We start from the raw sequence: 22,427 nt of genomic DNA on the forward strand, positions 1-22,427 counted from the left end.
CGGCCGGCTCGGCCCCGGTCGGCCCGGTCCCGGTCGGCTCGGCCCCGGTCGGCTCAGCCCCGGCTGGCCGTGCTCCTGCCGCGGAGCAGCAGCAGGACCGTGCCGCCGATCAGCACCAGGCCGATGGCCACGCCGGCGATCAGCGGGGTCACGGCGGAGCCCCCGGTCTCGGCGAGGTCGGTGCCGTCGGAGGCCAGTCCCGCGGTGGCGGGGCTCGGCTCGCTGAGGGTCTGGGCGGTCAGGCCGCTGTCACTGCTCTGCGTCCGGCAGTCCAGGACGCCGGCGAAGCGCTGCCGGAAGCCGTGCGGCCCGCTGACGGAGAAGTCGTAGGGCTGGTCCTCCTGCAGGGGGACCGTCACCGCCCGCGAGGCGCCCGCGGCGATGCTGTGGCGCACGCCCATCAGCTCGAAGACGAACTCCTCGTCGCCCCTGTTGACCGCGGTGATCTCAAGGGCGCCCTCGGTGCAGTTCCGCGCCGCGGACAGCGCCGGTATCGCCCCCTGCTCCGCCCAGGCGGCGCTCGCCGCCGCCGACACCGTCGACTCGCTGGAACCGGCCAGGATCTGGGTCTGGCTGCGGCTGTCGGAGACCAGGGCGCGGCCCACCGGCACCGTGGTGGAAGCCTGCACGGTCAGCTCCGCGCTCCCGTCGGCGGCGTCCGCGGGCACCTCGACGTAGAGGCGGCTGCCGTCCGCCGCGGACGTGACGGCCCGGCCGGCGGCGTCCACGATCCGCACCCCGCTGATGGCGGCGTCCACCGGCGGGGTCACCGTGACACCGCCGGCGTTGGTGTGCACGGTGACCGGGCCGATCCGCTCGCCGGGGTGCCCGGAGACGGCGGGCGGGTCCAGGACGAGCGAGGCCTGCGGCTCCGGCATCTTTCGCGCGCTGCCGACCAGGTAGTCCGCGAGCTTCTCGGCCTGCGGGTCGGCGGCCTCGACGTCGGCGTGGTCGGAGAACCGCCAGACGGCCACCTGCGTGCCGGCCGCGGCGTCCTGCTCGGTGAGGCCCTGCGCGCCGGCCTGGCGGGCGAGCGCCGCGAGGTCGTTGACCTGCGGGTAGGAGTGCTGCAGGATCCAGCGGATCCGGCCGGCGTCCTTGTTGGCGCCGAGGCTGGTGCCGCTCCAGGGCATCTCGTGGTACCGGGCGTCGCGCTGCGTGGGGGCGTGCAGGTCGACGCCGTAGGTCTGCAGGGTGCCGCCGCCGTCGACGGACATCTCGAACAGGCCGGCCGCCACCTCCTGGTCCCCGCCGTCGGCGTGCACGACGGCGGTGCCGTAGATCTTCAGGCCGCCCAGGGTGGCGGCCGCCCCGCCCTGGACCTGCGGGGCGCCGTCCTCCTCGGCGGCCGCCGGTGCGGCGGTCAGGACCCCGGTGCCCAGGACACCGGCGGTGAGGAGTCCGGTCAGGAGGGTCGCGGCGGCCCGGCGGACCGCCCCTCGCCTGTGCACGGGCGGCGCCGGGGACGCCGGGGGCGCAGAGAACGGAGCAAGCACAGAATTCCCCTTCAAGCAGGACCCGTCGGCGTGGGGGGCACGGTCCCACCAGCAGAATCACGGGCCTCGGAAGCCACGGGAGCCCCGAGAGCCATGCCCGGCATCCTAGGGATCACTGGGCACCCGGCCTCACGGTCATATGGTCGGATGACCGATCCGACTCGGAATCGTTATCGCCAAGATCGCTTGCCGCCACGGCTCGTCGACAGATTCTCTGCACATCCCCTGGCGCAAGTCCCGGCCGGCACGGGGCCGTTGCCCCACGGGCCACGCCCCCACCGGTCGCCGGCCTCCCCTGACGTCAGGTCACCGCCGCCGCCTGTGGACCCGGTTGGGAGGACCCGGCCGACGGCGTCTCCCACGACGGCTCCGGCCGCCGCGCTCCCGTCGCCGTCCCCGTTCCCGTCGCTGTTCCCATCCCCGTTCCCGTCACCGTCCCCGTTCCCGTCGCCGCGTCCTCCGGCTTGCCCGGGCGGCGGAAGGCCGAGGTGCCCCGGGCCAGGTCGTGGCCGATGGCCACCGCGTCGATGTCCGCCGAGGTCCAGTTCTGCCCCTCGCGCGTTTCCGAACGCACCCTCAGCCGGCCCTGCACGACGACGGGGTCGCCGACGCCCAGGGAGGCCGCCGCGTTGGTGGCGAGCTGACGGTTGGCCCAGACCGTGAAGAAGTTGGTGTGGCCGTCGGCCCAGGCGTTCTTCTCGCGGTCCCAGTACCGCGCGGTCACCGCCAGCCGGAACCGGGCGGAGGCGCCCGACGCCGTCTCCCGGTAGACCGGCTGGGTCGCCACGTTGCCCACCGCGCAGACCATGGTCTCGTTCATCGCGTTCCCCTCCCTCTTCCCCGCCCGGGCACTCGCGCCGGGCGGACGCGCATACGGGCCCGTCCCGTACGGCGGTGTCTGCCGCGGCCGTCGCGTCCTTGCGACCGCCGCCCGATCAGACTGCCTCCATCGGCCCGAGCCCGCTGCGCCCTGTGGACCACCGCTCGCCTGTGGACAACTCCCTCACCCGAACGGGGCCCCGCCCGCCCTCACGGGGACCCGCCCGCCCTCATGGGGACCCGCCCGCCCTCACGGGGACCCGCCCGCCCTCATGGGGACCCGCCCGTCCTCATGGGGACCCGCCCGTCCTCACAAAGGGCCGCCCGCACGAGGGGCCGCCGCACGAGGGGCCACCGGTCCTCACGAGGGGCCGCCGGCCCACCGGCCGCCCGGGCAACGGCCGTTGCCCGCCCACGGGTGGGCCCGCGTCCCCGGTCGCCCCGGCGGATGGCCCCCGTCGCCTTCCGCCCCCCACCCCTGTCACCGCCCCTTTGCCTCCGTCGCCTCCGTCACCGCTTCCCGACCCCCACCCCCACCCCCGCCACCCGCGCGAACTGCTCCCGCACCTCCCGGTACCGCAGCAGTTCCGCCGCGATCGGATCGAGCACCCGGGCCCGCCCGCACCCGGCCGCCGCCTCCCGTAGCCGGCGTTCCGCGTCCTGCCCGTACCGCCGGGCCGGGCCACGGGCCGCCATGCGGCACCCCCACTCCACGAGCGGCCCGCCCACGATCCCGCACACCATCAGCAGCACCGGCACACCGAGGTTGGGCGCCATGACGCCGACGATCTGCCCGACCAGCCACAGGCCGCCGACGACCTGCAGGAGCGTCATCGACGCCTGTGCCAGTACGGCGGCGGGCCACCAGCCGGGCCGCGGCGGCCGCCCCGGCGGCAGGCCGGCCCGGGCCGCGAGCTCGTCCAGCGCCTCGGGCAGCCCCTGGGCGCCACGGGCCGCGGCCTCCCGCACCGCCTGCGCCCAGGGCGTCGGCAGCCCGGCCGAAGCCCGGTCGGCGACGGTGCGCACCGCCTGCTCGACGCGCTGCCGCGCGGTGGCCTCCTCGTCCGCCTGGGCGCGCAACGGCAGCCGCCCGGTGGGAGGTTCGCGCCGGTCCTGGACCCACCGCCACAGCCGCAGCCACGGCGTGCCGCACGCGCGGTTGGCGTGCCGCAGCCAGGCCCGCTCCGCGGCCTCGCCCGCGGCGGTGGCGCCCACCGCGTCGGCGAGCCGCGCGGCGAACTCCTCGCGCGCCTGCTCGCTCAGCCCGGCCCGCCGCCCCGTGGTGTACACGGGTCGCAGCCGGGCCGCGGCCACGTCCACGTCCGCCGCGATCCGGCGCGCGGCGGCCTTGCGCTCGGCCACGAACTCGGCCAGCGCCTCCCGCAGATCGCCCACGCCGTCACCGGTGAGCGCGGACAGCGCGAGCACGGTGGCGCCCGGCTCGCCGTACTCCCCCAGCGCGATCCCGTCCTCGTCGAGAAGCCGCCGCAGGTCGTCCAGGACCTGTTCGGCGGCCTCGCCGGGCAGCCGGTCGACCTGGTTCAGGACGACGAACATGACCTCGGCGTGGCTCGCCATCGGGCGCAGGTAGCGCTCGTGCAGCAGGGCGTCGGCGTACTTCTCCGGGTCGACGACCCAGACGACGGCGTCGACGAGGGCGAGGATGCGGTCGACCTGCTCGCGGTGCTCGACGGCCACCGAGTCGTGGTCGGGCAGGTCGACCAGGACGAGCCCGCGCAGCCGCGGGTCGCCCTCGCCGTTGTGCACCGGCCGCCGCCGCAGCCGCCCCGGGATGCCGAGCCGGTCGATGAGGGTGGCCGCGCCGTCGCTCCAACTGCACACGATGGGCGCGGCGGTGGTCGGGCGCCGTACGCCCGTCTCCGAGATGGCCACCCCGGCCAGCGCGTTGAACAGCTGCGACTTGCCGCTGCCGGTGGCACCCGCGAGGGCGACGACGGTGTGCTGCCCGGACAGCCGGCGCCGTGCCGCCGCCTCGTCCAGCACCCGGCCGGCCTCGGCGAGGGTGCGGCCGTCGAGACGGGCCCGGGAGAGCCCCACCAGCTCACGCAGCGCGTCCAGCCGGGAGCGCAGCGGCCCGTCGTACACCAGCGGCGCCACGGTCCGCGCGGCGGACACCCGGGTCTCCACCAGGGCGGGCGGCTCCGCGCCGCCGGTCCCGTTGCCGGTCCCGGTCACGCGGCGGGCGATCAGCCCGTCGTCCCAGGCATCCGCGTCCGCGGGGGCGGCGGCCGGTTCGCCGCGTCCGCCGGGCACGGGGGCCTCCGTATGTCCGCCAGGCGCGGGGGCCTCCGTACGGCGCGCGGTGCCCTTGCCGTCCGGCACGCGCGCGTGGCTGTCGCCCGCCGGCTCGCTGGGCCTGGGCGGGCGCTCCGCGCCGACGGGCCGGACGGCCTCCTCACGCGCGGCCACGTCCTGCGCCCCGCCCGGCGTCCTGCCCGGCGTCCTGCCCTGCGCGGTGTCCTGCGTCTCGTCCCCGTCCTGCGCGATGTCCTGCGTCCCGCCCTGCGCGGTGTCCTGTACGGCGTTCTGCACGGCGTCCTCTCCGGTGTCCGTCCCGGTCTGCTTCCCGGCGTCGCCGCCGGCGGAGGCGCCCGCGTCGCGTCCCGGCGCGGAACGGTCGTGGTCGTGTCCCTGGGCGCGCTGCTGGTCGTGGCCCCGGTCATGGGAGTGCCCAGGACCCTGGCGGTGGTCAGGGACCTGAGGACGATCCGGAATCCGAGGATGATCCTGCCCCTGAGGACGGTCCGGAACCTGGGAACGATCCGCGGTCTGAGGATGCTCCGTCCCCTGGGAAGCATCCGGTACTTGGGAACCATCCAGTACTTGGGAACGGTCATGGGCGTGATCACGGGCCTGGGCGCGGTCCTGATCGTGGTCGTGGTCCGTGACGGCGGTCACGGGTCACCTCTCCTTCTGCAGTACGGACAGCGCGGCGATGAGTTCGGCCTGGGGCTCCGGCGTGACCGCCAGGGCGTCGAGCGGGGCGAGGCGGCGTTCGCGTTCGGTGTGCAGGACCCGGTCCACACAGTCGTTGAGGAGCCGTACGGCGCGGTCGCGCAGCCGCAGCGCCCCATGCGCGCCGATCCGCTCGGCGAGCCCCTCGCCCGCATTGCGCGCGCGGCGCCCGCCGAGCAGCGCGGTGGCGACGAGCGCGGCGACGACCTCGGGGTCGGGTGCGACGCTGCGGTCGAGGATGCGCACCTCCTCCTCGGCGTACTCCTCGATCTCCCGGCGCCAGCGCCGTACCGCCATCCCGATGCGATGCTCGACGCTCTCCGGAGCCGGGTCGCGGCCGACCAGCTCCGGGCCGGCGGCGGCCGGTTCGTTCCGCCAGGCCGCGTCCACGCGCTCGTCGGCGGCGGTGACGGAGCACAGCAGCAGCGTGCCGAGGCTCTCCACCAGCGCGTCGAGCAGCTCGCCCGCGGTGCAGTCGAGGGGGAAGGCCCGCCAGCGCTTGAGGGCGTCACCGGCGAGCACGTAGCCGGACTGCAGCCGCCCCCGCACACGCGCGTACTCCGTGTCGTACGCGCTCTCCACCGCGGCCGTCAGTCGCAGCGCGGCCGAGTGCTGGGCGGCGGCGGCGCTCGCCAGCTCCACCAGCCGGGGCTTGAGCGAATCGAGGATGCCCCGGACGGTGCGGGCCATGGCGTGCCGGCGGGCCGCCGGATCCTGGGCGTGGTGGACGAGCCAGGTGCGCAGCGCGGCCACCGCGGTGGCGGGCAGCAGTCCGCCGCCCCAGGCGGACTCGGGCAGTTCGGGCACGGTGAAGCGCGGTACGTCGCCGAGGTCGGCCTTGGCGAGCAGCGCGCCGTACTGCCGGGACACCTCGGCGACCACCTGGTGCGGGACGCGGTCCAGGACGGTGACGAGGGTGACGTCGTACTCCTTGGCGGTGCGCAGCAGGTGCCAGGGCACCGCGTCCGCGTAGCGGGCCGCCGTGGTGACCATGATCCAGATGTCGGCCGCGCAGATGAGCTCGGCGGCCAGGACCCGGCTGTCGGCGGCGAGGGAGTCGATGTCGGGCGCGTCGAGGAGGGCGAGGCCGCGCGGCAGCGTGTCGACGGTCTCCACGCGCAGCACCCGCCCCGGTTCCTCGTCGGAGAGCAGCAGGTCCTCCCCCGGTTCCGGCCGGGGCACCCACACACGCGTGAGGTCGGGCAGCACGCGCGCCCCGCTGAACCAGTGATGGTCCTCCGGGTGGCACACCAGCACCGGCACGCGCGTCGTCGGCCGCAGCACGCCCGCCTCGCTGACCCGCCTGCCGACGAGGGAGTTGACCAGGGTCGACTTCCCGGCACCGGTGGAGCCCCCGACCACGGCCAGCAGCGGCGCATCGGGCTCTCTCAGCCGGGGGACCAGGTAGTCGTCGAGCTGCGCCAGGAGTTCGTCGCGGTCTGCACGCGCCCGTGGAGCGCCCGCCAGGGGCAGCGGGAAGCGTGCGGCGGCGACGCGGTCGCGCAGGACGGAGAGTGCGTCGAGCAGCTGAGGCCGTACGTCCAAGGTCACCACAGGCGAAGAATGCCCAACTTTAGGGGAATTCTGAAGCATATAGGCATGTCTGCGCGCCGTCGGAACACAAGGGGCGGAAGCGACAACCGGGACAGGGTCGCAGTCGAGGCATAACGAGTACACAACACCCGACGCGTGAGGCGCCCAAAAGCGATGCGCGATTCGCACCTGCCTGCGATTATCGGGACCGCTTCACCGAACCTCCACATCAGGCCACGGAGGCGAAGCATCAGGGGCGGGGAGCGGGGAGCCCTATCCTTGTCCCGGCACCGTCACAGCCGGCCCCCGTAGCTCAGTGGATAGAGCAGGCGCCTTCTAAGCGCTTGGCCGCAGGTTCGAGTCCTGCCGGGGGCGCCCACCACTTCTGGCCAGCGAAAACGCGGCAGAGGTTCTTTCGCGTCCGGATGCACATCGTTCTGACAGCAAGCGCCTTGGCTGTCCACGGTTGCGGGCACAAGGCCAAGCGCTTGGCCGCAGGTTCGAGTCCTGAGTGAGCACACTGAGCGAGCACACTGAGCGAGCACACTGCCGGGGCGCAAACGCCCGCTTACCAGCGGTGGTCTCGGTTCCCCCGGATGCCCCGGCGAGGCACTCGATAGGGTGCTGCTCCGCCGGGAGGGGAGGGCGTCGACGTGCGGCTTCGTTGTGTGGTGCTGGACGACTATCAGGGTGTGGCGACCGAGTGCGCCGACTGGTCGGTGATCGAGGACCGGGTCGAGGTGATCGCCCTGCGGGAGCACCTGGACGGGGAGGACGCGCTGGCCGCCGCCCTCGCGGACGCCGACATCGTGGTGACGCTGCGGGAGCGGGTGCCCTTCCCCGGCTCGCTGATCGCCCGCCTGCCCCGGCTGAAGCTGCTCGTCGCCTCCGGGATGCGCAACAGCGTCATCGACTACGATGCCGCCCGCGCGCACGGCGTCACGGTGTGCGGCACGGCCAGCTCCTCCACCCCGCCCGTCGAACTGACCTGGGCGCTGCTGCTCGGCCTGGCCCGCGGCATCGTCCAGGAGAGCCACGCCCTGCGCACCGGCGGCCCCTGGCAGTCCACCGTCGGCGCCGACCTGCACGGCCGCCGGCTCGGCCTGCTCGGCCTCGGCCGGATCGGCAGCCGGGTCGCCCGGGTCGGGCTCGCCTTCGGCATGCGGGTGAGCGCCTGGAGCCAGAACCTCACCGCGGAGCGTGCCGACGAGGTCGGTGTCGAGCTCGCCCCGTCCAAGGAGGAGCTGCTGGCCGGCAGCGACTTCGTCTCCGTCCACCTCGCCCTGAGCGACCGCACCCGCGGCCTGCTCGGCGCGGCCGAACTCGCGCTGCTCAAACCGACCGCCTACCTCGTCAACACCTCGCGCGCGGCGATCGTCGACCAGGACGCGCTGCTGGCCGCCCTGTACGAGGGCCGCATCGCCGGCGCCGCCGTCGACGTCTTCGACGGCGAGCCGCTGCCCTCCGGTCACCCGATGCGCACCGCTCCGCGTCTGCTGGCCACGCCCCACCTCGGCTACGTGTCGCGGGCCAACTACGAGACGTACTACGGCCAGGCGGTGGAGGACATCCGGGCCTATCTGGCGGGCTCACCCGTACGGGTGCTGCCCTGATCCCGCGCGCCCGGGTGGCACGGCACGGCGCCCCGTTCCGCGCCGCCCGTCACCACAGTGCGCCCACTGGGCCAACGCCGTCTCCGGGAAGGGTGATCCGCGGCCGGGTTCCGTGACCGCCGATCATCCGCCGCGTTGAAGGGTGAGTGCGGCCGCGCTCCTGCCGCCGCACTCACCGAGAGAAGAAGGAGTACGTGATGTCGCGCATCGCGAAGGCGGCCGCCGTCGCGCTCGGCACGGGTGCCGTCGTCCTCAGCGGAGCCGGCCTGGCCTCGGCCGACGCCAACGCCGGGGCCGCGGCCGTCGGCTCGCCCGGCGTCCTGTCCGGCAACGTCGTCCAGGTTCCGATCAACGTGCCGATCAACCTGTGCGGGAACACGGTCGACGCCCTTGCCCTGCTCAACCCGGCCTTCGGCAACACCTGCGTCAACGACGGCGGGAAGAAGCACGACGACAAGCACAAGGGCGAGCACGAGAGCAAGGACGAGGGCAAGAACGGTGGCCGCCACGGCGGTTACGGCCACTGACGTCACCGCCCGCGTCACCCCCGCGGGCGTGCGTCCCCTGCGTACACGCGCCCCGCACGGAGAGCCCCGGCACTCGAGCGCCGGGGCTCTCCCGTTGCCGCCGACCGCTTGACCGCTGACCGCCGACCGGCGTCGGAACCGGGCGTGGCGGGGTCGGGCGTGGCGGAGTCAGGCGTACTGGTAGAGGTGGCTGTGGTCCTCCAGCTCGGCGGGCGTCACGTCCCACGGCGGCAGCTTCTCGTGCCGGGACACGATCCGGCCGTGCTGCCCGTCGGCCGGCGGAGGCGGCTGCTCGGGCAGGTAGCGGGCGTCGCCGTGGCGGCGCTGCCAGCGGGACCACTGCAGGTCGACGAAGGCGTGGTGCAGCCAGAAGACCGGGTCGTTGACGGACGCCCCGCCCACCATGGCCCCGCCGACCCAGCGGTGCACCCGGTTGTGGTTGCGCCAGGACGCCTCGCCCTGCCCGGCGCCCCATCCCTCCAGCTTGCCGCGGAAGCCCCCGGTGACCGTCGAGTCCCAGGGGTCGGTGTCGTACACCGGGTCGGACAGCGCCCACTCCAGTTCGCGCCACGTGGGCAGGTCGACGGGGTCGCGGGCACGGCCGAGGTCCCGGGTGAGGAACCCGGCGTCCGTCACCCCTTCCCGGATGGGCCAGCGGCCGTTCCGGTGGGCGAACGGCCCGGTCATCACCTGGTGGTCGAAGCGGCGCCCGTTGCCGCCGAGCAGGTCCTCGGTCCACGGCGCGGCGGTGGGGCTGCGGTCGCGCGTCCAGTCCCAGTACGGCACGGTCACCGACGCGTCCACCCGTTGCAGGGCGCGCTCCAGCTCCAGCAGGAACATGCGGTGCCAGGGCAGGAAGGACGGCGCCATGTGGGCGGTGCGCAGGCCGTTCTCGCCGTCGGGGACGAAGTGCTCGATGTGCGTGCGCACGAACTCGTCGTACTCTCCGCGCCGCTTGACCTCCAGCAGCGCGTCGACGAACCGGCGCCGCTCGCTGCTGGTCAGCGTGCCGACGTCCTTACGCGTGTACACCACGCCGGCTCCCCGAATGCCCCCTGTGCCCCGTGTCTCCCCTACACCCCGTGTCTCCCGTGCGCCCCGTGTCTCCCGTGCGCCCCGCGGGTGCGGTGCGTCCCGCGCGTGCGGTGCGTCTGTCCTCGCGCAGCCGCTCCCCGGGGCCCAGTTCGGCGACCGCGGCGCGGGCCGCCTCCAGGGGTGTGGGGTACGAGCAGTAGTGGTCGACCATGCTGAGCCAGGTGCCGTCGGCGCGGCGCATCAGGTGCAGCGGCCGTCCGTCCACGGTCACCCGCCAGCGGCCGCCGGTCGCGGCGGACGGCGGCACGCCGCGGATACGACGGCCCAGGTGCACCTCGTCGAAGCCCACGCCCCGCGCCGGACGCACGGGCCGCGACGCGGCGACGGCCGGTGCCGCGGCGAGCGCGGCGGCGCACGCCAGCAGCCTGCGCACCGCGGCCCGCCGGGTACGGCCCTCGCGGCCCGCCGCCGCCCCGGCCGCGCCCTGCGGCTCCGGCTGCCCGGTTCCGCCGACCCCGACACTCATTCGGCTCACTCCTCTCCTCGCCCGACACCTCGCCCTGCACCTCGACCTGCACCTCAACCAGTGCTCGACCGGTGCCGCGTCCGGCGCCCCTTTTCCGGCCCGCGCGGCACGCGACGGGCAGGGACCCACAGCGGTAACCGGCCGGCGGGGCACGAGGTCACCGTCGGAACGGGTGAAGGCAGGCGAGGGAGGACGGAACGACAGCCCGGACCGTGGACCTGGACCGTGGACCCGGACCGTGGACTCGAATCGTGGACCCGAATCGTGGACCCGGACCACGAGCCCGGATGACGAACCCGGACGACGAGCCCGGGCCGCGAGCCCGGACCACGGGCCCCGGCTACAGACCCGGTCCCACGCCCATGTCGGCCGTCGGCCGTCGGCCCGGTCCGCAGCTCCGGCGTGAGGACGCCGGCCTGCGGCGGCTTGAGGCAGGGGAGGCCGAAGCGGCCGGCGTCGGGGGCGGTGAGAGGGGCGGGTACGGCAGCTCCCTGCCGTCGGGGGCCGGACCGCTCCAGGCGGTGATGCCGATCGTGCCCGGGTCGGCCGGACGGGGGACGCGGGTTTCGCTCGGGGCGGGGTCACCGCGCGACGGTCTCGGCGGCCGGGGACGGACCGCGGACAGGCCGCGGACAGACCGGGACGGCGGCGAGGGCCGGCCCCGCGGTGTTGCGGGACCGGCCCTCGCCACGCCCGGAACGCTCAGCCGCGCAGCGGCAGACCGCCGAGCAGGTTCTCGTTCTGGTTGAGCGCGGTGGTGACGTCCTTGACGTGGCTGAGCACCGAGTTCTTGTTCTCGGTGTCGAGGGCGTCCGACTGGTGCTGCAGCGGCGTCACTTGGATGCGGCCCTTGGTGAGCGAGTTCACGGCGCCGTTGAGGCTGGTGGGCGCCTCGTCGGGGGTGTCGTACGCGAACGCGGGCGCGGCGGCGCCGACGAGGACGATGGTTCCGGCGACGACGGCGGCAGCCTTCAGGGGCTTCATCGTGGTCCTTTCTTCGGCGACGTCGGCCGCCTCGGGAAAGCATCGGGAGACTCGACAGAGCCTCGGGGAATCTGACGCCGTGTCCAACGATCTCCTCGTCCCGGGGAAACCCCCGGACGAGGAACTCGTACGGCCGGATCAGGAGGCCGGCAGCTCCATCCCCGGCCAGGAGGGCGACGAGGTCGTCCACCACGCCGGTGACGACTTGGGCGACCTGGGCGACCTGGGCGGCGTCGCCGGAGGTGGCGGCCCCGAGGAGCCGACCGTCGCCGGCCCGCAGCACGGCGGTGAGCCGGTCGGTGACCGGAGTGAGCGTGCCGCCGCCGTGCGCTCCGAGGCTTTCGGCCCGCGTCCGCCGGAGCCCACCCGTCCCGGCACCGCGCTCACCGGAGCCCGCCCGCCCCGGCACCGCGCCCGGCGCGGGGGCGGCCGGATACCGCGGGCGAGCCAATGACACCCGCCCGCCTTCGGGGAAACACGCAGCGGCCGTTCTCGCCGGGACTGGCCCCGGCGAGGACGGCCGAACAGGTGAGGATCCGCGTCGACGTCAGCGGTTGATCCTCGTCGGCGTCAGCGGTTGACGCAGACGTTGCCGAACGCCGGGTTCAGCAGGGCGCCGATGTTGACCGTGTTCCCGCAGATGTTGATCGGCACGTTGACCGGGACCTGCACGGCGTTGCCCGACAGCACGCCGGGGGAGTGGGCGGCGACGGCACGCGCGCCGGCGTCGGCGGTGGCCACGCCGGCACCGCCGGCGACGGCCGCGACGGCGGCGGAGGTCAGGACCAGGCCCTTCGCGATACGCGACATGGAAAGGCGCTCCTTGGGATCGACTGGGATCGACTGGGATCGACTGGGATTCGATACAGACATTCGGGCGGGGATGCCCGGCGCTGTGCCAACGCGTGGCGCGCGCCGGGGTTGCGGCACCGATGGAGTGATGTCGGCAGAGTCCGTCTTTGACCTCGCCGACACGCTTGTCAGGTTTCGTCCGATTCATTCGTTTTGTGGCTAGAGTGACGCACCGTCCGACGCACCCCTCGCAAGCACCCGGCGCGCAGGACGCCCCCGGGGCCGCGCGAGGTGGCCCGGCGCGGTCACGCATCCCTGTGCGGCCTCACGGATCGACGAAAGGGCACCGCCGCTCATGCGCACATCCCCCGGTCCGCTGCTGCGCCGTGCGGCAGCGGGCGCCCTCGTCCCCGCCGTGCTCTGGGCACCCGTCGGCGCCCGGGCCGCCGCGCCGGCGCCCGCCGTGAAGTCCGGGAGCGTCCCGTTGACCCAGCGGTACCACGCCCTGCAGCACGGCGGTGTCGTCCGCGCCGCCAACACCACCGTCAGCTGCCGCACCGTGCAGGCGGCGGCCGTGCGGCCGTCCTGCCCGGCCGTCCGGGCGGGCGCGCAGGCGGTCAACGGCGCCCTGGACATGTTCTACGTCGACGTCGACCACGACCCGAACACCTACAACTCCTCCCGTGCCGAGCTCCGCCTGCCCGCCGGCTCCCGGGTGACCTACGCCCGCCTGTACTGGGGCGGCAACCTGCGGGTCGGTGAGCAGAAACCCCCCAGGGACAACCGCCGGGTGCTGATCGCCGAACCCAGCGGCGCCTACCGGCAGGTCCTCGCCGACACCGTCGTCGGGCACCGCACGGCGCTCGGCGCGGACGCCTTCCAGGCCTCGGCCGACGTCACCCGGCTGGTGCGCGTCAGCGGCCCCGGGATGTACACGGTGGCGCAGGTCAACGCGGCCATGGGCCGGTCGGCGGCGGGCGCGTGGGGCGGCTGGACGCTGGTGGTGGCGTACGAGAAACGGGCGGAGCCGCTGCGGCACCTGTCGCTGTGGGACGGTTTCGAGGCGCTGTACGGCGGCCGGAGCCGCGAGATCCGGCTGCGCGACCTGACCGTGCCGCGCGGCGCGCGTGGCCTGGCCGGTCTGGTCGCCTACGACGGGGACCGCGCCACGCGCGGCGACGCGCTGACGTTCACGCCATTCACCCGGGCCCCGGCCGGCGGGTCGAAACACCACGACGGGCGCTCCCGTTCGGCGCACCGCCCGTCGTCCGTCCCCCTCCGCGGCCCGGCCAACCCGGGCGACGACGTCCTGAACTCCACGATCAGCGAGCCCGGCTCGCGCCCGGCGCGGCGCGAGCCGGCGTACGCCACCACGCTCGGTTACGACTCCGACGTGTTCGACCTGACCCCGGCCCTGCGGCGCGGCGGCGCCCGGCCCGCCCTCCGGCTCGTCTCCCGGCGGGACGTGGTGTGGAGCGGCGTGTTCTTCACCGCCGTCGACGCACGGCGGTGAAGAACACGCCTTCCCTGCCGCACACCGCCCCTGCCGTGCACCGTCCGTGCCCGAGCACCCCGTGAGCGAGGAAACCGCGCATGCACCAGTCAACTCCCGCCCTCCGGCCGCGGGTTCTGCACCTCGCGCAGCCCGTGGACGGCGGTGTCGCCCGTGTCGTGACCGACCTGGTGCGGGCCCAGCTCGCGGCCGGCCTGCACGTCTCGGTCGCCTGCCCGCGCAGTGAACTCGCCCGGCGCCTGCGGGAGTCGGGCGCCGACGTGTGGCACTGGCGGGCGGGCAGGGCACCGGGGCCCGCGCTGCCCGCGGAGGTGCGCGGCCTGGCCCGGGTCGTGGCCGCCGTACGGCCCGGCCTGGTGCACGCGCACAGCGCGAAGGCCGGGCTCGCCGGGCGGCTGGCGGTGCGCGGGCGGATCCCCACCGTCTTCCAGCCGCACGCCTGGTCCTTCGAGGCGGTCGGCGGGGCCACCGCCGCGCTCGCGCTGCGCTGGGAGCGGTGGGCGACGCGGTGGACGGCGCGCGTGGTGTGCGTGAGCGAGGCGGAGCGCGCGCGGGGCGTGCGCGCCGGGATCCGCGGGCGGTGGAGCGTCATCCCCAACGGTGTCGACCTCGGGCGTTTCGCGCCGGGTCCCACCGGCGCCGCAGGAGCCGCCGAAGCCGTCGGCGCCATCGGAGCCGCCGGCGCCGTCCGCGCCGGGCTGCCGCAGCTCGACGGCATCGGCCCGGACGCGCCGCTGGTGGTGTGCGTGGGCCGGTTGTGCCGGCAGAAGGGACAGGACGTCCTGCTCACCGCCTGGGAGCGGGTCGCGGCGCGGGTGCCCGGGGCGCGGCTGGTGCTGGTCGGCGACGGGCCGGACGGCGACGCGCTGTCGGCCCGCGCCCCCGGGTCGGTGCTGTTCGCCGGCGCCGTCGCCGATCCCGTGCCCTGGTACCGGGCCGCCGACCTGGTGGTGCTGCCGTCCCGGTGGGAGGGCATGGCGCTGGCCCCGCTGGAGGCGATGGCCTGCGCGCGGCCCGTCGTCGTGACGGACACCGGCGGCGCGCGCGAGAGCCTGCCGCCCGGCGCGGCGGCGCACTGCCTGGTCCCGCCCGAGGACCCCGGGGCCCTGGCCGAAGCCCTCGTCGGCCTGCTGCTGGACGCGCCGCTGCGCGCGTCCCTCGGTGCCCTGGGGCACCGGCACGTGAAGTCCACGCACGACGTGCGGCACACCGCCGAGCGGGTCGCGGCCCTGTACCGCGAACTCCTCAGTCACCAGCACGTGGTGCCCACCGAGTACAGGGAGTTCATCCACTCGTGACTGCGGAACGCATGGAAAGTCCCGTCCCCTCCCCCGGCACCCAGCCACGCGACCACACCCTCCCGGGGCTTTCGTCCGTCTCGGTCCTGCCGCCGCGCGGCGGCGCCGCCGGTTTCCGGTTCCCCGCCGGGCGCCGCGCCCCGCTGCGGCCCCCCTCACCGGTGCCGCTGCTGGCCGCGGACGGCACCGCCGCGGTGGTCGGCGCGCTCGCCCCGGGCGGTGCCGCGCCCGACCCGCTGCCGGCCGTCGCGCTGCTCGTCGGCGTGCTGCTGCTGAACGCGCAGGGCCGCCTGTACCGCAGCGCCGCCGTGCCCGCCGTGCTGGACGAGCTGCCCGCCGTGTGCGCCCGGATCGCCGTCGTCTGGACCGCGTTGGCCGCCGCCCTCGCCGCGTACCGCCCCGAGGCGGCGCTCGGCGCGACCGCCCTGCTGACGGGCTGCGCCGCACAGGCGGCGGCCGGCTGCCTGCTGCGCGGCCTGGTGCACTGGCGGCGCCGTACGGTCCTGCGGCGCCGGCCGCACACCGCTCTCGTCATCGGACCGGAGGCGACCGCGCAGCGGGTGGCCGCGGCGGTGCTGCGCCACCCGCGCTGCGGGATCCGCCCGGTCGGCGTGGTCGCCGAGCAGCCCGGGGAGGCCGGCGGGCTGCCGGTGCTCACCAGCGGCGAGGAGGTGGAGCGGGCGCTCATCCAGAACGCGGTGCGCGTGGTGCTCGCCGTCCACCCCGCCGTGCGCACCGAGCAGGGCCCGCTGCTGCGGGCCCTGGCCGAGTCCGGCTGCGCGGTGTGGGAGGTGGACGCGGACCACCCGTCGTACGAGGACGGCCGGCCGCGGGAGCGGCGGGAGCAGCTCGCCGGGTTCTCCGCGCGGCGGCTGGCGATGGTTCCCGGGCGGCGCGGCAGCGTCGGCAAACGGGTGCTGGACGTGCTGGTGTCCGGGACGCTGCTGCTGGTGGTCAGCCCGCTGCTGCTGGTGTGCGCGGTGGCGCTGCGGGCGGCGGACGGGCCGGGCGTCGTCTTCCGGCAGGAGCGCGTCGGCAAGGACGGACGGCCCTTCACGCTGCTGAAGTTCCGCACCCACCGCCCGGCCGACCCGCACGAGTCGGCGACCCGGTGGAGCGTGGCCGACGAGCACCGGATGCGCGGCTTCTGCCGCTTTTTGCGCCGCACCTCGCTGGACGAGCTGCTGCAACTGTGGAACGTGCTGCGCGGCGACATGAGCCTGGTCGGCCCGCGGCCCGAACGGCCGTACTTCGTCACCCAGTTCAGCCAGACCTACCCCGGCTACGCGGCCCGCCACCGGATGCGCGTCGGGATCACCGGGCTGGCGCAGGTCCACGGGTTGCGCGGCGACACCTCGATCGAGGACCGCGCCCGCTTCGACAACTCCTACATCGACACCTGGTCGCTGTGGCAGGACGTGTGCATCCTGCTGCGCACCGCGGCGGCGCTGGTGCGCCCGACGGGGAGCTGAGCCGATGCGTCCCTTCCGGGTCACGGCGCCGCCCCCGGTCCTGGCCGTGGTGGCCGTGGTCGCCCTGCTGGGCCTGCCGGCCGCCCCGGACGGCGCGGGCGGGGCCGGACCGGCCGACCTGGCCTCCGGGCTGGTGGTGCTGTTCTGCGCGCTGCTGCTGGTACGCGCCCGACGGCGCCCGCTGACCTGCGAGGCGGCCGTGGTGCTGGGGCTGCCGGTGGCCGGGGTGGCGCTGGCCGCCGCGGGCGCCACCCCGCCCACCGGGCTCGCCGGGCTCGTCCGCTACCTGCAGGTCTTCGTCCTCGTCCCGGCCGCCGTCGTGCTGCTGGTGCGCAACCGGTCCGACGCGCGGCTGCTGGCCTGGTCGATGGTCGGGCTCGCGCTGTGGCAGGGCGCGATCGGCGTGCAGCAGTACGCCACCGGCACCGGCGCCTCCTACCAGGGCGAGGACATCCGGGCCGTGGGCACCTTCGGGCCCGGTGACGTGATGGGCATGGCGACGACGGTGTCGTTCGGGCTGGTGTGCGCGGTCGGGCTGGCGCTGGGCCGTACGGCCGGACGCGCGCGCTGGATCGCCGCCGGCTGCGCGCTGCTGCTGCTGCCGCCGCTGGCGGTGTCCTTCAGCCGCGGCGCGTGGATCGCGACCGCCGTGACGTGCACCGTGCAGCTGGTGCTGGCCGGGCTGCGGCGGGCCCTGACCGTGGCCGCGGCGGTGACGGCCGCGGCCGTGGTGCTGGTGGGCGGCCTCGGCGTGGGCAGCGCCCTGCTGCAGCAGCGCTTCACCAGCATCACGCAGGTCACCGCCGCGCCCGACCAGTCCGTCACCGACCGGTACACCCTGTGGGCGGCCGCCACCGGCATGTGGCACACCCACCCGCTGACCGGCGTCGGACTGAAGAACTTCCCGCAGTACCGCGACGGGTACGCCTCCCTCGCGCTGTCCTCCGGCAGCGACACCGGGGGCGCGGGCGCCGCCTTCCGCAGGCAGCCGCTGCTGTCCCCGCACAACATGTACCTGCTCGTCCTGAGCGAGCAGGGCGTCCTCGGGCTGCTCGCGCTGGCCGGGAGCTGGCTGGCGCTGCTGGTGTGCGCCCTGCGCGGCCTGGTCCGCGTGCGCCGCCGGGCCGCCGCCGGCCTGGACTGCGCGCTGCTGGCCTGCGGGCTGCTGGTGTGGCAACTGGTCGACTTCTTCTACTCCGACATCGGCGGGCCCTCCACCGTGCTGAGCGCGGTGTGCCTCGGGCTGGTGGCCTGGTGGGCGCTGGTCGGCGGCGAGCGGCCCGGCCGGGCGGACGACTCCGGCGCCCGCGGGTCCGGTCCGGTCCGCCGGGGCGCCGAGGAAGCCGGGGTGCGATGAATCCGGCCCCGTCCCGTCCGTCCCGTCCGCCCCGTTCCGCCGAACCGGCGACGACGGCGTCGGCGTCGGCGGCCCCGGTGCCCCCGGTGCCCCCGGTGCCCCCGCTCTCCCAGTCATCCCAGTCATCCCAGGCGTCCCAGGCGGCCGCGGTGGCGGCCGCGGTGGCGGCACCGCCGGCGCCCGCCCGGCCGGCCGCGCCGGCCCCCCAGGGCGCCGCCCGCCCGGACCCCCCGGCACCGGACCGCCCCACCCCTTCCGGCACCGCCCCCGGCCACCCGGCTGCTTCCGGCACCGCCCCCGACCACCCCGGAGACCCCAGGCCCTCCCGTCGCTTCCTCGCCCGGGCCGCCCTCGTCACCGCCGTCCTGTCGCTCGCCGGCGCACTGCTCGGGCTGGTGCGCGACCAGGCGCTGGCACGCCTGTTCGGCGCCGACAGCGCGACCGACGCCTTTCTGGTCGCGTGGACGGTGCCGGAGTTCGCGGCCACGCTGCTGATCGAGGACGGGCTGGCGTTCGCGCTGATCCCGGCGTTCAGCCTGGCGCTGGCGCGGCGGGCGCGGGACACGGCCGGGGACCCGGTGCGCGCGCTGGTCGCCACCACCCTGCCCCGGCTGACGCTGGCGTTCGTCGCGGTGGCCGCGCTGGCCGCCGGCGCGGCCCCGCAGCTCGTGGCGGTCCTCGCCCCGGGCCTGCCCGACCCCGCGCTCGCCGTGGACTGCACCCGGCTGACGGCGACCTGCGTGCTCACCTTCGGCCTGGCCGGGTACTGCAGCGCGGCGCTGCGGGCGCACCGCCGCTTCCTCGCCCCCGCGGCGATCTACGTCGCGTACAACACCGGCATCGTCGCCGGGATGCTGCTGCTCGGCGGCCGTTGGGGGGTGCGCGCGGCGGCGGCCGGGGTCGCGGCCGGCGGGTGCCTCATGGTCCTCGTACAACTGCCGTCCCTGCTGAGGGAGTTGCGGCGTCGTACGACCGCCGGCACGGCGCCGGGGGGCGCCGACGGGCGGCCGATGGGGCTGGCCCTGATGGGGAGCGTGCTGCTGTTCGCGCTGAGCCGCCAGTCGCAGGTGCTGGTGGAGCGGTTCCTCGCCTCCGGTCTGCCCGCCGGGGCGATCTCGCACCTCAACTACGCCCAGAAGGTGGCGCAGATGCCGATGGTGCTGTCGCTGATGGTGTGCACGGTCACCTTCCCGGTGGTGGCGCGGGCGCTGGCCGACGGCGACCTGCAGCGGGCCCGCGACCGCGTCGAGCGGGACCTCGCGCTGGCGGCGAGCCTGGTGCTGTACGGCGCGGCCGCGGTGATCGCGTGCGCCCCGCAGATCATCGAGGTCCTCTTCCAGCGCGGCGCGTTCGGGCCGCAGGACACGGCGGCGACGGCGGGCGTGATGCGCGTGTACGCCCTCGGGCTGCTCGGCCAGACGCTGGTGGGCGTGCTGGCGCGCTCCTACTTCTCGGCGGGCCGGCCCACCTGGTACCCGGCAGCCGCGATGGGCGCCGGCCTGGCCGCCACCGCGCTTCTGGGCGCCGCGGCCGTGGGCACCTGGGGCGTGCTGGGGATCGCCGCCGCCAACGCCGCCGGCATCACCTTCACCGCGGTCCTGCTGCTGGCCGGCACCGGCCGGCGCGGCGTGCCGCTGCGCGCCCGGCGCGTGCCGGGCGAGCTGGCCCGGCAACTGGCCGCGGCGGCGGGCGCGACGGCGGCCGGGGCGTACGCCGCGCACCTCGTGCGGGCGCCCCTGCCGTCCCTCGCCGCCGGCGTGCTGACCGTCACCGCCGTCCTGCTGCCGCTCGGCCGTGTCCTGGGCGCCCACGGCCTCGTCTCCGTCCTCGGTTCCTCCCTCGGTTCCTCCCTCAATTCCTCGCGGATCCCGCCGCGCGCCCTGAGCATCCTCCGTTCCCTCACCCGAAGGCTCCCGCATGGTTCACGCTGATCCGGCCGGCACCGGCCCCGTCCCGTGGGTGGCGATGTACCACTCCGTGGGCGACTGCACCGACGACCCCTACCGCATCACCGTCACCCCCGACCGCCTCGACGAGCAGCTGCGCCGGCTGCGCCGGCGCGGTCTGCGCGGCGTGTCCGTCGCCGAGCTGCTGGCCGCCCGCGCCCGCGGCGAGGGCCGCCGCCTGGTGGGCCTGACCTTCGACGACGGGTACGCCGACTTCCTCGACCACGCGCTGCCGGTGCTGCGCCGCTGGGAGTGCAACGCCACCCTGTTCGTGCTGCCGGGCCGGTTCGGCGGCGACAACGCCTGGGACCCGCTCGGCCCGCGCAAGCCGCTGCTGACCGCCGACGGCGTCCGGCGCGCCGCCGCGGCCGGCGTCGAGATCGGCTCGCACGGCCTGACCCACGTCGACCTCACCCGGGCCGACGACACCACGCTGGCCGCCGAGACCGCGCACAGCCGCAAGCTCCTCGCCGAGCTCCTCGACGCGCCCGTGGACGGCTTCTGCTACCCCTACGGCACGCTCGACGCGCGCGCCGTCGCCGCCGTGCGGGACGCCGGGTACGCCTACGCCTGCGCCATCGACCCCGGCCCGCTCACCGGTGTGCACGCCCTGCCGCGGCTGCACGTCGGGCAGCGCGACACCGCCTGGCGCCTGGCCCTGAAGTACCGGCTGCACCGGCTGCGCCGCCGCCCGGTGGAGGGCGTGTGATGCGGGTCCTGCACGTCATCACCGGCCTCGGCGTCGGCGGCGCCGAGCAGCAGCTGCGGCTGCTGCTGCGGCACCTGCCGGACGTGCGCGCCGACGTCGTGACGCTCACCAACCCCGGCCCGGTCGCCGACGGGCTCGCCTCCGACGGGGTGCGCGTGGTGCACCTCGGCATGGGCGGCAACCGCGACCTGACGGCCCTGCCCCGCCTGGTCCGCGTCATCCGCGCGGGCGGCTACGACCTGGTCCACACCCACCTGTACCGCGCCTGCGTCTACGGCCGGCTCGCCGCGCGCCTGGCGGGGGTGCGGGCCGTCGTCACCACCGAACACTCCCTGGGCGCCTCCCAGATGGAGGGCCGGCCCCTCGGCGCGGGCGTGCGCGCCCTGTACCTGGCCACCGAACGCCTGGGCCGCACCACCGTCGCCGTCTCCCCCACCGTCGCCGAGCGCCTGCGCCGCTGGGGCGTGCCCGCGCCGCGCATCGTGGTCGTCCCCAACGGCGTTGACATCGACCGCTTCCGCTTCGATCCGGAGCGCCGCCGCACCGCCCGACGCCGCCTCGGCCTGTCCGACGACGCGTACGTCGTCGGCGGCATCGGCCGCCTGGCCCCCGGCAAGCGCTTCGACGTCCTGATCCACGCCCTGGCCCGCCTGCCCGCCGACTGCCGGCTGCTGCTGGTGGGCGGCGGCCCGCAGGAGACCGTGCTGCGCCGCGCCGCCCACCGCGCGGGCGTCGCCGACCGCGTGCTGTTCGCCGGCGAGCGCCCCTGCGTGCCCGACGGCACCCCCGGCCCCGACCTGCCCGCCCTCGCCTCCGCGATGGACGTGCTGGCCTCGCCCAGCCCGGAGGAGTCCTTCGGGCTGGCCGTCGTGGAGGGGCTCGCGGCCGGCCTGCCCGTGCTGTACGCGGCCTGCCCGGCGCTGGAGGACCTGCCGCCGCACAGCGCGCCCGGCGCCCGCCGGGTCACCGGCGGTCCCGAGGCGTTCGCCGCCGCGCTCGCCGGTCTGCGCGCGGCCGGCCCCGCGCCCCGCACGGTCCCGCCGGCCGCCGAGCACTACGCCGTCACCCGCAGCGCCGCCCGCCTGCGCGAGGTGTACGCGGCCGCGCTGGCCGGCGCGCCCCGCCCGTCCGCACCGTCCCCGTCACTCCTGGGAGCCCGTTCCGCATGACCGACACACCCTCCCGCCTCCCCCGCCGGCTGGCCCGCCTGGCCGCCCTGCCGTCGTGGACCCTGCTCGCGGCCGGCGCCGTCACCGGCGGACTGCTCGGCGGCGCCTACGGCGCGCTGAAGACGCCCACCTACACGGCCACCGGCTACGTCATCGCCGTGCCGGAGGACAAGTCCGACCCGGCCGCGGCGTCCGGCTTCGCACAGGCCTACGGCCGGGTCGCCACCCAGCTCGCGGTGCTCGGGGACGCCCAGGTGTGGGCCGGGGTGCCGCTGCGCACGCTGGAGGCCGGCGTGCGCACGGCGACCTCGCCGGACGCGCCGATGGTCGCCGTGTCGGCCACCTCCTCGCGCCCCGACCTCGCCGTCGACATGGCCAACGCCGTCACCCGCTCCCTGGTCCGGCACGCCGCCGACAGCAAGAAGGACACCCACGTCACCCTGGTGCCGTTCTCCCGCGCGGTGAAGCCCACCGAGCCGTCCTCGGCGCCGGCCTCCGTGACCGGCCTGGTCGGCGCGAGCGCGGGCGGGCTGCTCGGCGGCCTGGGCCTGCTGGTACGGCCCCGGCGGTCCGCGCCGCAGGAGGCGGCACGCTCCGCCGCGGTGCCGGGCCCGGCCCACGCCGCCGACGTGCACGGCCGGTCGTGAGGGCCGCTCCGGCGC

General features: G+C 76.0%; 19 protein-coding genes and 1 tRNA gene. 12 read left to right on the forward strand and 8 right to left on the reverse strand.

Going from position 1 to position 22,427, the window contains the following annotated elements; genetic code table 11:
• Nucleotides 1-53: 53 nt before the first annotated feature.
• The 4 genes from IE225_RS07285 to IE225_RS07300 form a co-directional block, all read right to left on the reverse strand.
• On the reverse strand, nt 54-1,451 hold the full coding sequence (locus IE225_RS07285) for a Cys-Gln thioester bond-forming surface protein (RefSeq protein WP_190056532.1): 1,398 nt from the start codon (nt 1,449-1,451) through the stop codon (nt 54-56).
• A 346-nt stretch (nt 1,452-1,797) separates the two neighbouring features.
• Entirely contained in the window at nt 1,798-2,316 is a 519-nt protein-coding gene (locus tag IE225_RS07290; protein ID WP_190056533.1) for a single-stranded DNA-binding protein, read from the reverse strand.
• A 509-nt stretch (nt 2,317-2,825) separates the two neighbouring features.
• Nucleotides 2,826-4,868 carry a YfjP family GTPase gene (locus IE225_RS07295; RefSeq protein WP_229879307.1) on the reverse strand — a complete coding sequence of 681 codons (2,043 nt, stop codon included), beginning with the start codon at nt 4,866-4,868 and terminating at the stop codon, nt 2,826-2,828.
• Nucleotides 4,869-5,237: 369 nt separating this feature from the next.
• Nucleotides 5,238-6,845 carry a dynamin family protein gene (locus IE225_RS07300; RefSeq protein ID WP_190056534.1) on the reverse strand — a complete coding sequence of 536 codons (1,608 nt, stop codon included), beginning with the start codon at nt 6,843-6,845 and terminating at the stop codon, nt 5,238-5,240.
• A 281-nt stretch (nt 6,846-7,126) separates the two neighbouring features.
• On the opposite strand from IE225_RS07300, the gene IE225_RS07305 reads away from it, so the two are divergent.
• From IE225_RS07305 to IE225_RS07315, 3 genes are all read left to right on the forward strand, one after another.
• Nucleotides 7,127-7,199: transfer RNA gene (locus tag IE225_RS07305), tRNA-Arg, on the forward strand.
• A gap of 278 nt (nt 7,200-7,477) precedes the next feature.
• Nucleotides 7,478-8,437 (forward strand): D-2-hydroxyacid dehydrogenase family protein, encoded by a 960-nt coding sequence (locus IE225_RS07310; RefSeq protein ID WP_190056535.1) that lies wholly within the window; start codon nt 7,478-7,480, stop codon nt 8,435-8,437.
• A gap of 197 nt (nt 8,438-8,634) precedes the next feature.
• Nucleotides 8,635-8,964, forward strand: a complete 330-nt coding sequence (locus IE225_RS07315) for a chaplin (RefSeq protein ID WP_190056536.1) — start codon at nt 8,635-8,637, stop codon at nt 8,962-8,964.
• A gap of 168 nt (nt 8,965-9,132) precedes the next feature.
• On the opposite strand, the gene IE225_RS07320 is transcribed toward IE225_RS07315, so the two are convergent.
• The 3 genes from IE225_RS07320 to IE225_RS07330 all read right to left on the reverse strand — a co-directional run bounded on the left by IE225_RS07320 (nt 9,133) and on the right by IE225_RS07330 (nt 11,509).
• Nucleotides 9,133-9,999 (reverse strand): tyrosinase family protein, encoded by an 867-nt coding sequence (locus IE225_RS07320; protein WP_190056537.1) that lies wholly within the window; start codon nt 9,997-9,999, stop codon nt 9,133-9,135.
• On the reverse strand, nt 9,983-10,525 hold the full coding sequence (locus IE225_RS07325) for a tyrosinase family oxidase copper chaperone (protein ID WP_190056538.1): 543 nt from the start codon (nt 10,523-10,525) through the stop codon (nt 9,983-9,985). Before IE225_RS07325 ends, IE225_RS07320 begins: the two co-directional genes overlap by 17 nt.
• A gap of 702 nt (nt 10,526-11,227) precedes the next feature.
• Nucleotides 11,228-11,509: a hypothetical protein gene (locus tag IE225_RS07330; protein WP_190056539.1), complete on the reverse strand. Its 282-nt coding sequence runs from the start codon at nt 11,507-11,509 to the stop codon at nt 11,228-11,230.
• A 79-nt stretch (nt 11,510-11,588) separates the two neighbouring features.
• Between IE225_RS07330 and IE225_RS07335 the strand changes: the two genes are divergently transcribed.
• Nucleotides 11,589-11,963 carry a hypothetical protein gene (locus IE225_RS07335; protein ID WP_190056540.1) on the forward strand — a complete coding sequence of 125 codons (375 nt, stop codon included), beginning with the start codon at nt 11,589-11,591 and terminating at the stop codon, nt 11,961-11,963.
• A gap of 116 nt (nt 11,964-12,079) precedes the next feature.
• Here the strand turns inward: IE225_RS07335 and IE225_RS07340 are convergent, their stop codons facing one another.
• Nucleotides 12,080-12,319, reverse strand: a complete 240-nt coding sequence (locus tag IE225_RS07340) for a chaplin (RefSeq protein ID WP_190056541.1) — start codon at nt 12,317-12,319, stop codon at nt 12,080-12,082.
• A 337-nt stretch (nt 12,320-12,656) separates the two neighbouring features.
• On the opposite strand from IE225_RS07340, the gene IE225_RS07345 reads away from it, so the two are divergent.
• From IE225_RS07345 to IE225_RS07380, 8 genes are all read left to right on the forward strand, one after another.
• Complete coding sequence (locus tag IE225_RS07345) at nt 12,657-13,814, forward strand: DUF3344 domain-containing protein (protein ID WP_190056542.1); 1,158 nt, start codon at nt 12,657-12,659, stop codon at nt 13,812-13,814.
• 80 nt (nt 13,815-13,894) lie between these two features.
• A complete protein-coding gene (locus IE225_RS07350; protein WP_190056543.1) occupies nt 13,895-15,112 on the forward strand; it encodes a glycosyltransferase in 1,218 nt (405 codons plus the stop codon).
• An 11-nt stretch (nt 15,113-15,123) separates the two neighbouring features.
• A complete protein-coding gene (locus tag IE225_RS07355) occupies nt 15,124-16,584 on the forward strand; it encodes an exopolysaccharide biosynthesis polyprenyl glycosylphosphotransferase (protein ID WP_373303143.1) in 1,461 nt (486 codons plus the stop codon).
• 4 nt (nt 16,585-16,588) lie between these two features.
• Nucleotides 16,589-17,941 (forward strand): O-antigen ligase family protein, encoded by a 1,353-nt coding sequence (locus IE225_RS07360; protein WP_190056545.1) that lies wholly within the window; start codon nt 16,589-16,591, stop codon nt 17,939-17,941.
• A 161-nt stretch (nt 17,942-18,102) separates the two neighbouring features.
• Nucleotides 18,103-19,872, forward strand: coding sequence for a murein biosynthesis integral membrane protein MurJ (murJ, locus tag IE225_RS07365; RefSeq protein ID WP_229879309.1), 1,770 nt, complete (start codon nt 18,103-18,105; stop codon nt 19,870-19,872).
• Nucleotides 19,859-20,596 carry a polysaccharide deacetylase family protein gene (locus IE225_RS07370; protein ID WP_229879310.1) on the forward strand — a complete coding sequence of 246 codons (738 nt, stop codon included), beginning with the start codon at nt 19,859-19,861 and terminating at the stop codon, nt 20,594-20,596. The genes murJ and IE225_RS07370 overlap by 14 nt, the downstream gene beginning before the upstream one ends.
• On the forward strand, nt 20,596-21,765 hold the full coding sequence (locus IE225_RS07375) for a glycosyltransferase (RefSeq protein ID WP_190056547.1): 1,170 nt from the start codon (nt 20,596-20,598) through the stop codon (nt 21,763-21,765). The genes IE225_RS07370 and IE225_RS07375 overlap by 1 nt, the downstream gene beginning before the upstream one ends.
• Complete coding sequence (locus tag IE225_RS07380; RefSeq protein ID WP_190056548.1) at nt 21,762-22,412, forward strand: YveK family protein; 651 nt, start codon at nt 21,762-21,764, stop codon at nt 22,410-22,412. The genes IE225_RS07375 and IE225_RS07380 overlap by 4 nt, the downstream gene beginning before the upstream one ends.
• Nucleotides 22,413-22,427 lie beyond the last annotated feature (15 nt).

The organism is Streptomyces echinoruber, assembly GCF_014651135.1.
Lineage (GTDB): Bacteria > Actinomycetota > Actinomycetes > Streptomycetales > Streptomycetaceae > Streptomyces > Streptomyces echinoruber.

What these genes read in the sequence shown, in the direction of transcription:
- IE225_RS07290 (WP_190056533.1), bottom strand. Translation starts at nt 2,316, where the DNA reads ATGAACGAGACCATGGTCTGCGCGGTGGGCAACGTGGCGACCCAGCCG.
- IE225_RS07315 (WP_190056536.1), top strand. Translation starts at nt 8,635, where the DNA reads ATGTCGCGCATCGCGAAGGCGGCCGCCGTCGCGCTCGGCACGGGTGCC.
- IE225_RS07325 (WP_190056538.1), bottom strand. Translation starts at nt 10,525, where the DNA reads ATGAGTGTCGGGGTCGGCGGAACCGGGCAGCCGGAGCCGCAGGGCGCG.
- IE225_RS07330 (WP_190056539.1), bottom strand. Translation starts at nt 11,509, where the DNA reads ATGAAGCCCCTGAAGGCTGCCGCCGTCGTCGCCGGAACCATCGTCCTC.
- IE225_RS07340 (WP_190056541.1), bottom strand. Translation starts at nt 12,319, where the DNA reads ATGTCGCGTATCGCGAAGGGCCTGGTCCTGACCTCCGCCGCCGTCGCG.
- IE225_RS07345 (WP_190056542.1), top strand. Translation starts at nt 12,657, where the DNA reads ATGCGCACATCCCCCGGTCCGCTGCTGCGCCGTGCGGCAGCGGGCGCC.
- IE225_RS07350 (WP_190056543.1), top strand. Translation starts at nt 13,895, where the DNA reads ATGCACCAGTCAACTCCCGCCCTCCGGCCGCGGGTTCTGCACCTCGCG.
- IE225_RS07355 (WP_373303143.1), top strand. Translation starts at nt 15,124, where the DNA reads ATGGAAAGTCCCGTCCCCTCCCCCGGCACCCAGCCACGCGACCACACC.
- IE225_RS07360 (WP_190056545.1), top strand. Translation starts at nt 16,589, where the DNA reads ATGCGTCCCTTCCGGGTCACGGCGCCGCCCCCGGTCCTGGCCGTGGTG.
- IE225_RS07370 (WP_229879310.1), top strand. Translation starts at nt 19,859, where the DNA reads ATGGTTCACGCTGATCCGGCCGGCACCGGCCCCGTCCCGTGGGTGGCG.
- IE225_RS07375 (WP_190056547.1), top strand. Translation starts at nt 20,596, where the DNA reads ATGCGGGTCCTGCACGTCATCACCGGCCTCGGCGTCGGCGGCGCCGAG.
- IE225_RS07380 (WP_190056548.1), top strand. Translation starts at nt 21,762, where the DNA reads ATGACCGACACACCCTCCCGCCTCCCCCGCCGGCTGGCCCGCCTGGCC.